Origin of the sequence: Amycolatopsis thermoflava N1165 (assembly GCF_000473265.1) — a bacterium.
GTDB lineage: Bacteria > Actinomycetota > Actinomycetes > Mycobacteriales > Pseudonocardiaceae > Amycolatopsis_E > Amycolatopsis_E thermoflava.
Genome location: NZ_KI421511.1, coordinates 8,086,750 through 8,100,082 on the forward strand (window position 1 = coordinate 8,086,750; position 13,333 = coordinate 8,100,082).

The following is a 13,333-nucleotide window of genomic DNA, read 5'->3' on the forward strand; positions in this document are numbered from 1 at the left end:
ACTTTCGTCGTACAGATTGGTCTGAACCATTGTCCGAGTGGTCCAGTCCTCTTACGGTGCGGATGTCCCCTTCGGCCCCCAGGGAGGCATCATGCGCAGACTCGCCCTCGCGTTCGGCGGCTTGTTCGCCGCGCTCCTCATGACGATCACCGCCGCGCCGCCCGCGGCGACCGCGGCGCCCGTCGGCAAACTGCTCGGCTACTTCGCCGAGTGGGGCGTCTACGACCGGGCGTACTACGTCAAGAACATCCACACCAGCGGGTCGGCGGCCAAGCTGACCCACATCAACTACTCGTTCGGCAACGTGACCAACGGGCAGTGCACCGTCGGCGACAGCTACGCCGCCTACGGCATGGCCTACACCGCGGCGAACAGCGTGGACGGCGTGGCCGACACGTGGGAGGCCGGCGCGCTGCGCGGCAACTTCGGGCAGCTGCGCAAGCTCAAGCAGATGTACCCGAACCTGAAGGTGCTGTGGTCCTTCGGCGGCTGGAACTGGTCCGGCGGGTTCGGCCAGGCCGCACAGAACCCGGCCGCGTTCGCCGAGTCCTGCTACAACCTGGTCAACGACCCGCGCTGGGCCGGCGTGTTTGACGGCATCGACATCGACTGGGAGTACCCGAACGCGTGCGGCGCCACCTGTGACACCAGCGGCGCGGGCGCGTTCACGAACCTGATGTCGGCGCTGCGGTCGAAGTTCGGTGGCAAGCTGGTGACCGCCGCGATCACCGCGGACGGCTCCTCCGGCGGCAAGATCGACGCGGCGGACTACGGCGGCGCGGCGCGCTACGTCGACTGGTACAACGTGATGACCTACGACTACTTCGGCGGTTTCAGCCCGGCCGGCCCGACCGCGCCGCACTCGCCGCTCACCTCGTACGACGGCATCCCAGCCGCGGGCTTCTACTCCGACGCGGCGATCCAGAAGCTCAAGTCGAAGGGCGTGCCGGCGAGCAAGCTGCTGCTGGGGATCGGGTTCTACGGCCGCGGCTGGACCGGCGTCACGCAGGCCACCCCGGGCGGCACCGCGACCGGACCCGCGCCGGGCAAGTACGAGCAGGGCATCGAGGACTACAAGATCCTCAAGACGCGCTGCCCGTCGACCGGCACGATCGCGGGCACCGCGTACGCCAAGTGCGGTTCGGAGTGGTGGAGCTACGACACCCCGGCGACCATCACCGGGAAGATGAGCTACGCCAAGAGCCAGGGCCTCGGCGGCGCGTTCTTCTGGGAACTCTCCGGCGACACGGCTAACGGGGAACTGATCACCGCGATGAACTCCTAGCCCGGCGGGGAACCCGCCCGGTGCAGCTCGCCGGGCGGGTTCCCCCGTGCCAGGCGGAAGATCTCGGCCAGCGCGCCGGTGTCGAGGTCGGCCAGCCGCTTGAAGCGGATGCAGCTCTTGCCGATCGAGGCCCTCGGCAGCGCGTCGGCGTAGCTCTCGGCGAGGTAGCGGCCGCCGACCACCGCGCTGACGTACAGCGAGATGTAGTTCTTGTTGCTCTTCAGGGCGATCACCGTGGAGTCGCCTTCGCGGCCGCTGGCGTAGCGGTAGTGGTAGGGCCCGTAGCCGAGCATCCCGAACGCCGTCGTCGGCGCCAGCTCGGGCACCGTGGCCCGGATCAGCTCGTGCAGCGCCCGGATGTCGCTCCGGCGCGGCTCGTCGAGCGCGTCGATGTAGCTGTCAGGCGTGTCCATCCCGGGATTATCGTGGCGCGGTGACGAAGTTCGCCGGATTCGGAGAGCACGCCGTCGAGTTCTACGACGGTCTGGAGGCCGACAACTCGAAGCCGTACTGGGAGGACCACGTCGAGGTCTACCGGTCGGACGTGCGCGGCCCGATGGAGGCGCTGCTCGCCGAGCTGACGCCGGAGTTCGGGCCGGGCTTCGGCGAGGGCAAGGTGTTCCGCCCCTACCGCGACGTGCGGTTCTCCCACGACAAGACGCCCTACAAGACCCACTGCGGCGGGGTCGTCGAGCAGGGCCGCGGCGGCGGCGCCTACTACGTGGAGGTGTCGTCGGCGGGGCTGCGCGTCGGCGGCGGCTGCTTCCACCTGCAGTCCGACCAGCTGGCGCGCTACCGGCAGGCGGTCGACACCGAGATCCACGGCAAGGCGCTGGCCGACATCCTGGCCAAGCTGCGCCGCGCCGGGTGGACCATCACGGGCGACGTGATGAAGACCAAGCCACGCGGCTACCCGGACGACCACCCGCGCCTCGAGCTGCTCAAACACCGCTCGCTGTACGCCGTGAAGTCCTGGGACCCGGACGACACCCTGCACGAACGCGCGTGCCTGGACCGGGTCCGCAAGGCCTGGCGGCAGGTCCGCCCGTTCAACGAGTGGGCCCGCGACCACGTCGGAATCAGCGAGAAGCCGCGCCGCTGACGAAAGCCCTTCACCGGCGCCGGAGCCGCGCGCATCCCGGGCGGCTGAGCGACGTCGCCACCCGCTACCGGAGGGCTACCTGGTCCCTGCGCAACTCGCCGCGCGCCCGGCGGCTCCTCGACCAAACGGGCCGCGTTGGTCGCCAGGTCCGGCGCTGCTGACCAAAGCCCCTTCACCAGCGCCGGAGCCGCGCGCATCCTGACCGGGTGCGCAACGTCGCCACCCACCAGCTCGCCGCCCAAGGCCCGGCGGCCTACGAGCGCTACCTGGTGCCGGCGTTCTTCGCCGAGTGCGCGCGGCAGCTCCTCGACCTCGCCGCGCCGCAGCCGAGTGACCAGGTTCTCGACGTCGCCTGCGGCACCGGCGTCGTCGCACGCGCCGCCGAGCCGCTGGCCGCGGCGGTGACCGGCGTCGACCTCGACGAGGACATGCTCGCCGTCGCCCGGTCCAAGTCCTCCCGCGTCCGCTGGCTGCACGGCGACGCCACCCGGCTCGACCTCCCGGCCCACAGCTTCGACCTGGTCGCCTGCCAGCAGGGCCTGCAGTTCCTGCCCGACCGCGCCGCCGCCGTGCGCGAGTGGCGGCGAGTCCTCAAGCCCGGCGGCCGGATCGCCGTGGCGATGTGGCGCGACGCCCGCTTCCACCCCCAGTTCGCCGCCCTGTCCCGCGCGTTCGAGGACCACCTCGGCCCCGAGGCCGGCGCCGCCCTGCGCGCACCGTTCGCCGGCCCCCAGCCAACGGAGCTACGCGCGCTGTTCGCCGACGCCGGCTTCGCCTCCGTCCGCCTGCGCATCGGGCTCGTGCCTGTCCGCTTCGGCTCGGTCGCCGAGATGGCCGAGCACGAGGCGAGCGCCACCCCCGCCGCACCGGCCTTCGCCGCCGCGGCCGAGGAGACCCGTATCACCATCGTGGGTGAACTGGCCGCTGAACTCACCGATTGGGTGGACGACGACGGTCTGACCTTTCCGTTGGTGACCTGGCTGGTGAACGTTTCCTGAACCGTTCGAGAGATCGGTACAGACGTGCGCGGCGCAAGCGACTACGCTATTGGGACGTGAGCCGACGCGCGAAGATCGTTTGTACTATGGGCCCCGCGACCGCCACCGCGGACAAGGTGCGAGCCCTTGTCGACGCCGGGATGGACGTGGCGCGGCTGAACTTCAGCCACGGCAGCCACGGCGACCACAAGCAGGTGTACGACCTGATCCGGGAGGCCGCGGCCGAGACCGGGCGCGCGGTCGGCATCCTCGCCGACCTGCAGGGCCCGAAGATCCGGCTCGGCACCTTCGCGGGCGGCCCGGTCGAATGGCGCACCGGTGACGTCGTGCGCATCACCGTGGAGGACGTCGCCGGCACCCACGACCGGGTCTCGACCACCTACAAGGGCCTGGCCAAGGACGCCAAGCCGGGCGACCGCCTGCTCGTCGACGACGGCAAGGTGGGCCTGGTCGTCAAGGGCGTCGAGGGCCCGGACGTGGTGTGCGAGGTCACCGAGGGTGGCCCGGTCAGCAACAACAAGGGCGTCTCGCTGCCCGGCATGGACGTTTCCGTACCCGCCCTGTCCGACAAGGACGTCGAGGATCTGGAGTTCGCGCTCGAACTGGGCGCCGACTTCATCGCGCTGTCCTTCGTCCGCTCGCCCGCCGACATCGACCTGGTCCACCAGGTGATGGACCGCGTCGGCAAGGGCCGCCGCCCGGTCATCGCGAAGCTGGAGAAGCCCGAGGCGGTCTACAACCTCGAAGCCATCGTGCTGGCCTTCGACGGCGTCATGGTCGCCCGCGGTGACCTGGGCGTCGAGCTGCCGCTCGAGCAGGTGCCGCTGGTCCAGAAGCGCGCCATCCAGATCGCGCGCGAGAACGCCAAGCCGGTCATCGTCGCGACCCAGATGCTCGACTCGATGATCAACAACTCGCGCCCGACCCGCGCCGAGGCCTCCGACGTGGCCAACGCGGTGCTCGACGGCGCGGACGCGGTCATGCTCTCCGGCGAGACCAGCGTGGGCCGCTACCCGATCGAGACCGTGCAGACGATGTCGCGAATCGTGGAGGCCGTGGAGGCCGACACCCCGGCGGTGCCGCCGCTGTCGCACGTGCCGCGCACCAAGCGGGGCGTCATCTCCTACGCGGCGAAGGACATCGGCGAGCGGCTCAACGCCAAGGCGCTGGTCGCGTTCACGCAGTCCGGCGACACGGTCCGCCGCCTCGCCCGGCTGCACACGCGGCTGCCGCTGCTGGCGTTCACGCCGGAGGAGAGCGTGCGCAGCCAGCTGGCGCTGACCTGGGGCACCCACACCGAGCTGGTGCCCTCGGTGGACTCGACCGACCGCATGATCAAGCAGGTCGACCGCGCGATGCTGGAGACGGGCCGGTACCAGGCCGGCGACCTGGTCGTCATCGTGGCGGGCTCCCCGCCGGGCACCGTCGGGTCGACCAACCTGATCCGCGTGCACAAGCTCGGTGAGGACGACCACGCCTGAGGTGCGCACCGTAGGCTTCTCCGCATGACTGAGCTGGCTCGGGACGCCGCGGCGGGACTGGACGTCCAGGAAGGCGCCGGCGGGCAGGCCGTTCTCGACAACCTCGTCGCGCTGCTCGACCTGGAGCGCATCGAGGAGGACATCTTCCGCGGGGTCAGCCCGCCGCACTCGCCGGTGCGGGTGTTCGGCGGGCAGGTCGCCGGGCAGGCGCTGGTCGCCGCCGGCCGAACCGTGCCGCCGGAGCGGCGGGTGCACTCGCTGCACGCGTACTTCATCCGCGGCGGCGACCCGCGGGTGCCGATCGTGTACGAGGTCGACCGCATCCGCGACGGCCGGTCGTTCACCACCCGCCGCGTGGTGGCGGTCCAGCACGGCAAGGCGATCTTCGCGTTGTCCGCGTCGTTCCAGAAGTCGGAGCCGGGGCTGGAGCACGCGGACGCGATGCCGGAGGTGCCGGACCCGGAGACGCTGCCGACGTACGCCGAGCGGCTCGCCGAGTTCCCGCAGGCGCTGCCGGACGTGCGCAAACGCCCGCGCCCGATCGACATCCGGTACGTCAACGACCCGCCGTGGGTGACCCGGCAGACCGGCGAACGACCGGGCCGCAACCAGGTGTGGATGCGCGCGGACGGCGTGCTGCCGGACGACCAGCTGCTGCACGTGTGCGTCCTGACCTACGCGTCGGACATGACACTGCTCGACTCGCCGCTGGCCCGGCACGGCGTGTACTGGGACCTGGACCGCGTGCTGGGCGCGAGCCTGGACCACGCGCTGTGGTTCCACCGCCCCTTCCGCGCCGACGAGTGGGTCCTGTACGACACGGAGTCGCCGTCGGCGTCCGGCGGTCGCGGGCTCGCCACCGGCCGCTTCTTCAGCCGGGACGGGAGACTGCTGGCGACGGTGGTGCAGGAGGGGCTGCTGAGGGTGCTGCCCCCGGACGGCCAGAACGCGCGGCAGGACTGAGGTTCTACCCCCTGGCTCTGCGGTGGCGTGTCCCTCAGCCGAGCGGGCTGAGGGAAGCCGTCCGCCTGCGGCGCAGGTGCTTGGTCCGCGGCCGCACCACGTCCTCGATCGCCGGGCCCAGGCTGAGCTGCGCCGCCAGGTAGGCCCGGCACGGCGTCCGCCCGCGGCGGCGGAACAACAGGCGGGACGTGCGGCTGCGGCAGACCGGGCAGTGCCCGCGCGCGTCCGGGGCGTGCGTGGCCAGTGTGGCGCGCAGTGCTTCCACCAGCAGCGGGATCTCTCTGGCGGCGAGGTCGGCGGCCTGCTCGCGGTCGGCGAGGTCGACCGATCGGGCGAGATCGTCCAGCCGGCGCTGCACGGACGTCTGCAGTGGACCGACGATGGTGTCGCGGTCGAGCACGCCGCCTCCTGGGGAAGTTCAGTTCGCGCGAGCCAGATTACCGCGGCATTATGCAATTTGCAGACCGCTAATCGCGGAAGATACCTCAACGGGGTGAGCCGGAGGCACCGGGTTTTCGGATTCTGCTGGTTAGATGGAGCGGGTTGTCCACGAGCCGCCGGGGGGAATGCGCGGGCCGGAGTGGAGGAGCGGACATGAGTCGCGGTCAGGGTCCTACGATTCGCCGTCGCAGGCTGGCGAGCGAGCTGCGCCGGCTGCGCGAGGCCGCCGACCTCACGATCGACGAGGTCGCCGAGAAGCTGGAGTGCTCCGCGTCGAAGATCAGCCGCATCGAGACCGGCCACGTCGGTGTCACCCCGCGCGACGCCCGCGACATGCTCGAGCTGTACGGCATGACCGGCGACGAGCGGGAAGCGCTCGTCCAGCTCGCCCGCGAGGCCCGCAAACCGGGCTGGTGGCAGGCCTACAAGGAGGTCTTCACCGGCACTTTCGTCGGGCTGGAGGCCGACGCCAGCTCGCTGCGGGCGTTCCAGGCGCTGCTCGTGCCCGGCCTGCTGCAGACCGAGCCGTACGCGCGTGCCGTCATCCGCGCGATGCGCCCGGACGCCGACGAGTCCGACATTCAGCGCCGGGTCGCCGCGCGCACCGCCCGCCAGCAGCTGTTGACCGACCCGAACCCGCCGGAGTATTGGGCCGTCATCGACGAGGCGGTCCTGCACCGCGTGGTCGGCGGGCCGGAGGTGATGGCGCACCAGGCCGAACGGCTGCTGACCGTCGCGCAGCTGCCGCACGTCACCATCCAGGTCGTTCCCTTCGGCGCGGGCGCCCACCCGGGCATGGAAGGCCCGTTCCTGATCCTCGGATTCCCGGAGCAGGCCGACCCCGATGTGGTGTACGTGGACAGCACTTCGGGTGGTTTTTTCCTCGAGCTGCCCCCCGATGTGCGCCGCTATATCCTCATGTTCGATCATTTGCGTGCGACGGCTCTGAAACCGGACGACTCGGTCGAGGTGATCGCCGCGGCCGCCGAACGTTTTTCCGGATAACGGTTGCCGGGTGAGCCGTACCAACGTGTGCCTGGGAAGTGAGGAGCGGGGAGAAATGTCCCATGTGGAGCCGTCCGCCCCGGTGTGGCGCAAGAGCAGCCACAGCGGCGGCGGGAACGACTGCGTCGAGGTCGCGATGATCGCCGGGGGAGTCGGCGTGCGTGATTCCAAGAACCCGGCCGCGGGTGAGCTGCACGTGACCACCGAGAGCTGGCGCGGGCTGCTCCGCGCCGTGGGCGCGCTCGACCGCGCCTGAGGTAAGCCGAACGGACGACCCCTTACACCGCCGAGCAGGGGACTGAGGCGGAGTAAGGGGTCGTTTCGCGTCCGGGTCGGGGTGATCGTCCGATGCCGGGGGCCCGCCCTCAGGACGACTCTGAGGTTCACAAGGGGAACTGGAAGAGCCGGAAGAGGGAACTCCCGATGCGCAACGAGATCATGTACGACGCGGTCATGGCCGAGGTGGCCTACCGGCGCGAGCAGCTGGAGAAGGCGAGCCGTCCGGGCCGCCGCTGGTTCGGGCGCGCCAAGGCCGAGGTCCGGGTGCCGGAGCAGCGCCGTCCGAGCCCCGTCGAGCTGGCCCGCGCCCGGTAGGGGTTCGGGCGTGGTTTCGCCCACGACGAAAAGGGTGCCGGGATTGTCGGTGGGGTGCGACAGAATGGTGCTCGTGCCCCGCCTAGGTTCCGGAATCCCACTGGTCGCCCGCGCCGACGAGATGCGACGGCTGCGTGCTGCCTTCACCGCTGCGGAGCGGGGTGAGGCGGGCGCGGTCCTCGTGTCGGGCGACGCCGGGGTGGGCAAGACCCGGTTGCTGACCGAGCTGTCCGAGCACGCCTCCTCCCGCGGCGCGCTCGTGCTCTCCGGGCGGTGCCTGGACGTCCGGGAGGGCGGTCTGCCTTACCTGCCGTTCGCGGAGGCGCTGGCGCCGCTGGGCCTGGACGACGACCCCGTGGTCGCCGAGGCGGTCCGGGTCCGGCCGGCGCTCGCGCGGTTGCTGCCGCAGGGCGGCGCGATGCCGCCGTCGCCGGCGGGCGAGCACCTGGTGCCGGACACGTCCGGCGAGCGGGACGTGCCGTACCGGGTGCGTCCGGAGCAGGACCTCGGGCAGCTGCAGCTGTTCGACGCGGTGCTGGGCGTCCTGACGCAGGTCGCCGCGCACCGGCCGGTCGTGCTTGTCCTGGAGGACCTGCACTGGGCCGACTCGTCCAGCCGGAACCTGCTGTCGTTCCTGCTCAACCGCCTGCGGGGGCAGCGGTTGCTGGTGGTCGGCAGCTACCGGGAGGAGGACGTGCACCGGCGGCACCCGCTCCGCGCGATGCTGGTGGAGCTGGTCCGCCTGCCGGTGGTCACGCACGTCGAGCTGCGGCCGTTCGGCACGGCGGAAGCAAGGGCGTTCGTCGAGGCGCTGGCCGACGGGCCGGTGACGCCGGAGATCGTCGCCTGGGTCGCCGAGCGGTCGGAGGGCAATCCGTTCTTCGCCGAGGAGCTGATGGCCGCCGGTGTCGAGTGTGAAGACCTGCCCGCGGGGCTGGCGGAGGTGCTGCTGTCCCGGCTGGAGCGGCTCTCGCCGGAGGCGCGGCGGGTGGTCCGGACGATCTCGGCGGCGGGCGATTCGGTGGCGCACCCGGCGCTGGCGGAGGTCACCGGGCTGGACGAGCTGGAGCTGGACGAGGCGCTGCGCGAGGCGGTGCACCACCACGTGCTGGTCATCGAGCGGGGCGCCTACACGTTCCGGCACGCGCTGCTGCAGGAAGCGGTGTACGCGGACCTCCTGCCGGGGGAACGGGTCCGCATGCACGCCGCCTACGCCGAGCGGATCCGGCGCACGCCGCAGGGCCGCGGCCACGACGCGAAGCTGGCCTACCACAGCCTGCGCAGCCGGGACCTGAAGGCGGCGCTGCCCGCGTTGCTCCGCGCGGCGGAGGAGGCCGAGCGGCTGGGGGCGCCGGGCGCGGCGTTGCGGCACATCGAGCAGGCGCTGGAGATCTGGGACGCGGTGCCGGAGGCCGACCGTCCCGAGGGCGTCGACGAGCTGAAGCTGTTGCAGGAGGCGTCCTACTTCGCGGCCACCTCGGGTGAGCCGGAGCGGGCGATCGCCTACGGCCGGTCCTCGGTGCAGAACCTGAGGCCCGGCGTGCCCGCGGAGAAGGCGGCGAAGGTGTGGCGGCGGCTCGCCGAGGTGCTGCTCAACGCCGAAGGCACGTTGCACGAGGCCCTCAACGCGATCAACAAGGCGTGGGACTTGGTCTCCGACGGCGAGCCGAGCAAGACGCGGGCGTGGGTGCTGGCCACCCGGGCCGCGATCCTGCGCAACGCGGGGCAGTACGACGACTCGCGCTGGAACGCGCACACGGCGGTCGCGGACGCGCGGGCCGTCGGCAACACCGGCGCGGAGGCCGCCGCGCTCATCACGCTGGGCGCGCTGGACGACGCCGCGGGCGAGCCGGAGGAGGCCAGGGCCCGTCTCGAGGAGGCGGAGCGGAAGGCACTGGACTCGGGGTCGCTCAACGTGGCGTTGCGGGCGGTCTGCTTCCTGGCGTTCAGCTACGAGGACCTGGGCGAGTACGGCCCGGCGATGGACATCTACCGGCGCGGCATCGAGCGGGCCGAGCAGACCGGGCTGACGTGGAGCATCTACGGGCTGGAGATGCGCGCGCGGCACCTGACGCTGCGGTACCTCAGCGGTGACTGGCCGGCGATGGCGAGCACGAACGCGCCCGCTCGGGGCGTGTCGAGTGTGCTGGCGGCGCGGATGACGTCGTCGTGGCTGCCGTTCGCGGTCGCGCGGGGCCGGGTGGACACGGCGCAGAAGTACCTGGGGGAGTTGCGGCCGCACTGGCGGGCGGAGCCGTTGACGGCGATCGTGAGCGGCGCGACGGGCGCTGAACTGTCGATGTGGCAGGGCGAGTACGAGCAGGCGATCGCGTGGGTGCGGAAGGTCATCGAGTTCCTGCTGTCGTTCGACGAGGGTTACCTGCTCGCCACCGTCCGCCTCGGCGCACTGGGGGTCGAGGCGGCCGCCGCGTGGTCGGCGAGCGCGCGGAAGCGCGGTGACCACGGCGTGGCCGAGCAGGCAGTCGCGGCGGGCCGGAAGCTGATCGAGCACGTCCGCTACGCGGGCGCGAACGGCAGGCCGCGGGCGCAGACGCTCGGCCCGGAGGCGCGGGCATGGCTGGCGCGGGCCGAGGCCGCCGCGAGCGGCCTGGAGGGCCCCGCGGACCCGGCGCTGTGGGCGGCGGCCGTCGCCGCGTTCGACTACGGCGCGGTTTACGAGCAGGCGATCTGCCGGTGGCACCACGCCGAAGCGCTGCTGGCGACTCAGGGCGACGCGGGTCTGGCCGCGAAGGAGTTGCTGGCCGCGCACGACGTCGCCGAGGACCTGAGGGCAGTACCCCTCCGCGACGCGGTCCGCGAGGTCGCCCGGCGAGCCCGCATCGAAATCCCGGGCGTGGAGCCACAACCAGCCCCACGCCCCACCGTCGACCCCCTGACGGATCGGGAACGTGCCGTGCTGGAACGAGTGGCATTGGGCCGGACGAACAAACAGGTCGGCGAAGAATTGTTCATCAGCGAAAAAACGGTGAGCGTCCACCTGTCACGAGTGATGGCCAAACTGGGCGCCAACCGAAGAGCCGAAGCAGTAGCCATCGCCTACGACAAAGGCCTACTAACCTGACGGCGCAAAGCGCCGTGCCCTTGATCTTTGCACCCAAGGTAGCTGGGTGGTCATCCCGTCGCCTGACACGCAACGATCACCTTGAGCCAGGGCCGCAACCCGCGCTGGGTCCGGCAGCCGAGAACACAAAGCTTGCGGCCCTGGCTCAAGGTGATATGCACAAACCGGAAGGCGACGGGATGACCACCCGGCGACCACCTCGCCAAGGTGAGCCGAGGCACCCAACCCCTGGTCATCCCGGAGCCTGCCCGTCCGGCGAGGACTCTTTTGATCTTTAAAGCCGCGCTGACGCGCGGAAAGCGCCTCACGGCGCCGGACGGTCACCTTTCGACCACCCCCGCCCCCGATGCCTGATCGTGTTTCAGTCGCCGAGCAGGGTTGTCAAGGCGGGAAAGCGTGCCTTGACAACCCTGGTCGGCGACTAAAGATCGGCTGTGGATCGGGGGCGGGGGAGGTCTGGTTCGATGGTCGGTGCTGTTGCGTTGCCGGCTTGCGTTTTCGGGTGGGGGAGGTCTGGTTGGGGTAGTCGTTTGCTTTTCGTTGCCGGCTTGCGTGTCGCTGGTGGGGGAGGTCTGGTTGGGGTAGTCGTTTGCTTTTCGTTGCCGGCTTGCGATTTGTGTTGTGCGGCAGGGAAGAAAGACCCGCTACCGGCGCGGTAGTTTGTCCAGCAGGCGGAGCCCGATCGTCATGCCCCGCGCCCAGACCTTCCCCGGCACCACGCGAGGCGGCCGAAGCCGAATGCCCCTCTGCACGGCGATCGACTGCGCCTCCGTGTACTTCAGCAGCCCTTCGGCGCCGTTCCGCCTTCCGAAGCCGCTGTCCTTCATGCCGCCCATGGGCAGGCCGACGCTGCCGAAGGTCGCCGCGTAGCCCTCGTTCACGTTGACCGTTCCGGCCTTCAACCGGGTGGCCACCGCCCAGCCCGCGGCCGCGCTGCCGGACCACACGCTCGCGTTCAGGCCGTATTCGGTGTCGTTCGCGCGCTCGATGGCCTCATCCAGGTCCGTGTAGCCGTAGATCGCCACCACCGGGCCGAACGTCTCTTCCCGGAACAGCGCCACGTCCTCGGTCACGTCCGTGAGCACAGTCGGCTCATAAAACAACGGGCCCAGGTCGGGGCGGGCCCGGCCGCCCGTGAGCACAGTCGCCCCCTTGGCCCGCGCGTCTTCCACGTGGGCGCTCACCGCGGCCAGTTGGGCGGCGCTCGTCAACGAGCCCATGTCCGCACCGAACCCGAGTTCGGCGCCCAGCTTCAGCGCCTTCGTCTTCGCCACGAACGCCTTCGTGAACTCGTCCCGGATGTTCTCGTGCACGTAGATCCGCTCGACCGACACGCACAACTGCCCGGCGGAGGAAAAGCACGCCGTCACGGCACCGGCCGCCGCCTTCGCCACGTCGGCGTCCGGCAACACGATCATCGGGTTCTTGCCGCCCAGCTCCAGCGAATAGCCGGTGAGCCGCTTCGCGACCTTCTCCGCCAGCGCCTTCCCGGTCGGTGTCGAACCGGTGAAGCACAGGTAGTCGGACTCCTCGACGATCGCGTCGCCGATGCTCGAACCCCGGCCCAGCACGATCCGCCACACGCCCGCGGGCAGCCCGGCCTCCTCGGCCAGCTCGTGCAGCCACAACGCCGACAACGCGGTCTGGTTGTCCGGCTTCTGCACCACCGCGTTGCCCGCGGCGAGCGCGGGCAGCACGTCCATCGCGGTCAGGGCGAGGGGGTAGTTCCACGGCGAGATGACCCCGATGACACCCTTGGGGTGCCGTACCTCGCCCGCCTTCGTCGCGACCGGGATGACCCCGGCGGCGCGGCGGGCGCCGAGGATCTTCGCGCTGTGCTTGCCGTAGTAGCCCGCGACCAGGGCCGTCGCGCTGACCTCGTCGAACGCGTCGATCCGCGCCTTGCCCGCCTCCAGCTGCACCAGGTTCAGGATCTCCTCCTGACGGCCAAGGATGAGTTCCCCGAGCCGCTTAAGCACCCGTTGCCGCTCGGCCACCGGACGCGCTGCCCACGCCCGCTGCGAAGAGCGCGCCGCGGCGAACACCGCACGCACGTCGGCGTCGGTGGCCTGCGGGAGCGTCGCGGTCGGCAGCCCGGTGAACGGCGCGGTGATCTCCACCGGAGCGGAATCCTGACCGCCCTCGGCACGCCGCGCGAGCTGCGCGGCGCGTGCCGCGGTGGGCGCGCCGGGGATCCCGCCGACGGTGTTCGGTCCCGTGGAAGCCTCACCCGTGTTCGCGGCGGTGCTGGTCATCGGCCCTCCTGGCGCTGGTCGGCGGCGTTACCGGCGAGTACAGCATACCGTCGGTATGGCGAGGATCCCTTTTCGTTCGGGAACGTCACAGTCGGAGATCCACACGTCTCAGGAGTGGGCGGCCGGC

At 71.1% G+C, this 13,333-nt stretch carries 12 protein-coding genes; 9 read left to right on the forward strand and 3 right to left on the reverse strand.

What is annotated here, in order from left to right:
- Nucleotides 1-91: 91 nt before the first annotated feature.
- Nucleotides 92-1,285 carry a glycoside hydrolase family 18 protein gene (locus AMYTH_RS0140260; RefSeq protein ID WP_027934987.1) on the forward strand — a complete coding sequence of 398 codons (1,194 nt, stop codon included), beginning with the start codon at nt 92-94 and terminating at the stop codon, nt 1,283-1,285.
- Here AMYTH_RS0140260 and AMYTH_RS0140265 read toward each other — a convergent pair.
- Nucleotides 1,282-1,698: a DUF1801 domain-containing protein gene (locus AMYTH_RS0140265; protein WP_027934988.1), complete on the reverse strand. Its 417-nt coding sequence runs from the start codon at nt 1,696-1,698 to the stop codon at nt 1,282-1,284. The genes AMYTH_RS0140260 and AMYTH_RS0140265 overlap by 4 nt on opposite strands.
- A 20-nt stretch (nt 1,699-1,718) precedes the next feature.
- On the opposite strand from AMYTH_RS0140265, the gene AMYTH_RS0140270 reads away from it, so the two are divergent.
- The 4 genes from AMYTH_RS0140270 (at nt 1,719) to tesB (ending at nt 5,829) form a co-directional block, all read left to right on the forward strand.
- A complete protein-coding gene (locus AMYTH_RS0140270; protein ID WP_027934989.1) occupies nt 1,719-2,387 on the forward strand; it encodes a DUF2461 domain-containing protein in 669 nt (222 codons plus the stop codon).
- A gap of 206 nt (nt 2,388-2,593) precedes the next feature.
- On the forward strand, nt 2,594-3,385 hold the full coding sequence (locus tag AMYTH_RS0140275; protein ID WP_027934990.1) for a class I SAM-dependent methyltransferase: 792 nt from the start codon (nt 2,594-2,596) through the stop codon (nt 3,383-3,385).
- 56 nt (nt 3,386-3,441) lie between these two features.
- A complete protein-coding gene (gene pyk / locus AMYTH_RS0140280) occupies nt 3,442-4,866 on the forward strand; it encodes a pyruvate kinase (protein ID WP_027934991.1) in 1,425 nt (474 codons plus the stop codon).
- 24 nt (nt 4,867-4,890) lie between these two features.
- Complete coding sequence (gene tesB / locus AMYTH_RS0140285) at nt 4,891-5,829, forward strand: acyl-CoA thioesterase II (RefSeq protein ID WP_027934992.1); 939 nt, start codon at nt 4,891-4,893, stop codon at nt 5,827-5,829.
- A gap of 34 nt (nt 5,830-5,863) precedes the next feature.
- Here the strand turns inward: tesB and AMYTH_RS0140290 are convergent, their stop codons facing one another.
- Complete coding sequence (locus tag AMYTH_RS0140290; RefSeq protein ID WP_027934993.1) at nt 5,864-6,229, reverse strand: hypothetical protein; 366 nt, start codon at nt 6,227-6,229, stop codon at nt 5,864-5,866.
- A gap of 194 nt (nt 6,230-6,423) precedes the next feature.
- Here AMYTH_RS0140290 and AMYTH_RS0140295 point away from each other — a divergent pair, with 194 nt between their 5' ends.
- The 4 genes from AMYTH_RS0140295 to AMYTH_RS0140310 all read left to right on the forward strand — a co-directional run bounded on the left by AMYTH_RS0140295 (nt 6,424) and on the right by AMYTH_RS0140310 (nt 10,951).
- Nucleotides 6,424-7,275 (forward strand): helix-turn-helix domain-containing protein, encoded by an 852-nt coding sequence (locus tag AMYTH_RS0140295; protein WP_020418829.1) that lies wholly within the window; start codon nt 6,424-6,426, stop codon nt 7,273-7,275.
- Nucleotides 7,276-7,330: 55 nt separating this feature from the next.
- Nucleotides 7,331-7,531 carry a DUF397 domain-containing protein gene (locus AMYTH_RS0140300; protein WP_027934994.1) on the forward strand — a complete coding sequence of 67 codons (201 nt, stop codon included), beginning with the start codon at nt 7,331-7,333 and terminating at the stop codon, nt 7,529-7,531.
- Between the two features lie 167 nt (nt 7,532-7,698).
- The gene (locus AMYTH_RS49750; RefSeq protein WP_167344628.1) at nt 7,699-7,869 is read left to right on the forward strand and encodes a hypothetical protein; all 171 of its coding nucleotides are present in this window, start codon (nt 7,699-7,701) and stop codon (nt 7,867-7,869) included.
- Between the two features lie 64 nt (nt 7,870-7,933).
- Complete coding sequence (locus tag AMYTH_RS0140310; RefSeq protein WP_027934995.1) at nt 7,934-10,951, forward strand: helix-turn-helix transcriptional regulator; 3,018 nt, start codon at nt 7,934-7,936, stop codon at nt 10,949-10,951.
- Nucleotides 10,952-11,595: 644 nt separating this feature from the next.
- Here AMYTH_RS0140310 and AMYTH_RS0140315 read toward each other — a convergent pair.
- Complete coding sequence (locus AMYTH_RS0140315; protein WP_027934996.1) at nt 11,596-13,206, reverse strand: succinic semialdehyde dehydrogenase; 1,611 nt, start codon at nt 13,204-13,206, stop codon at nt 11,596-11,598.
- Between the last annotated feature and the right edge of the window lie 127 nt (nt 13,207-13,333).

Excerpts from the sequence above, each read along its gene's own strand:
- AMYTH_RS0140260 (WP_027934987.1), top strand. The coding sequence starts at position 92 with ATGCGCAGACTCGCCCTCGCGTTCGGCGGCTTGTTCGCCGCGCTCCTC.
- AMYTH_RS0140265 (WP_027934988.1), bottom strand. The coding sequence starts at position 1,698 with ATGGACACGCCTGACAGCTACATCGACGCGCTCGACGAGCCGCGCCGG.
- tesB (WP_027934992.1), top strand. The coding sequence starts at position 4,891 with ATGACTGAGCTGGCTCGGGACGCCGCGGCGGGACTGGACGTCCAGGAA.
- AMYTH_RS0140295 (WP_020418829.1), top strand. The coding sequence starts at position 6,424 with ATGAGTCGCGGTCAGGGTCCTACGATTCGCCGTCGCAGGCTGGCGAGC.
- AMYTH_RS0140300 (WP_027934994.1), top strand. The coding sequence starts at position 7,331 with ATGTCCCATGTGGAGCCGTCCGCCCCGGTGTGGCGCAAGAGCAGCCAC.
- AMYTH_RS49750 (WP_167344628.1), top strand. The coding sequence starts at position 7,699 with ATGCGCAACGAGATCATGTACGACGCGGTCATGGCCGAGGTGGCCTAC.
- AMYTH_RS0140310 (WP_027934995.1), top strand. The coding sequence starts at position 7,934 with ATGGTGCTCGTGCCCCGCCTAGGTTCCGGAATCCCACTGGTCGCCCGC.
- AMYTH_RS0140315 (WP_027934996.1), bottom strand. The coding sequence starts at position 13,206 with ATGACCAGCACCGCCGCGAACACGGGTGAGGCTTCCACGGGACCGAAC.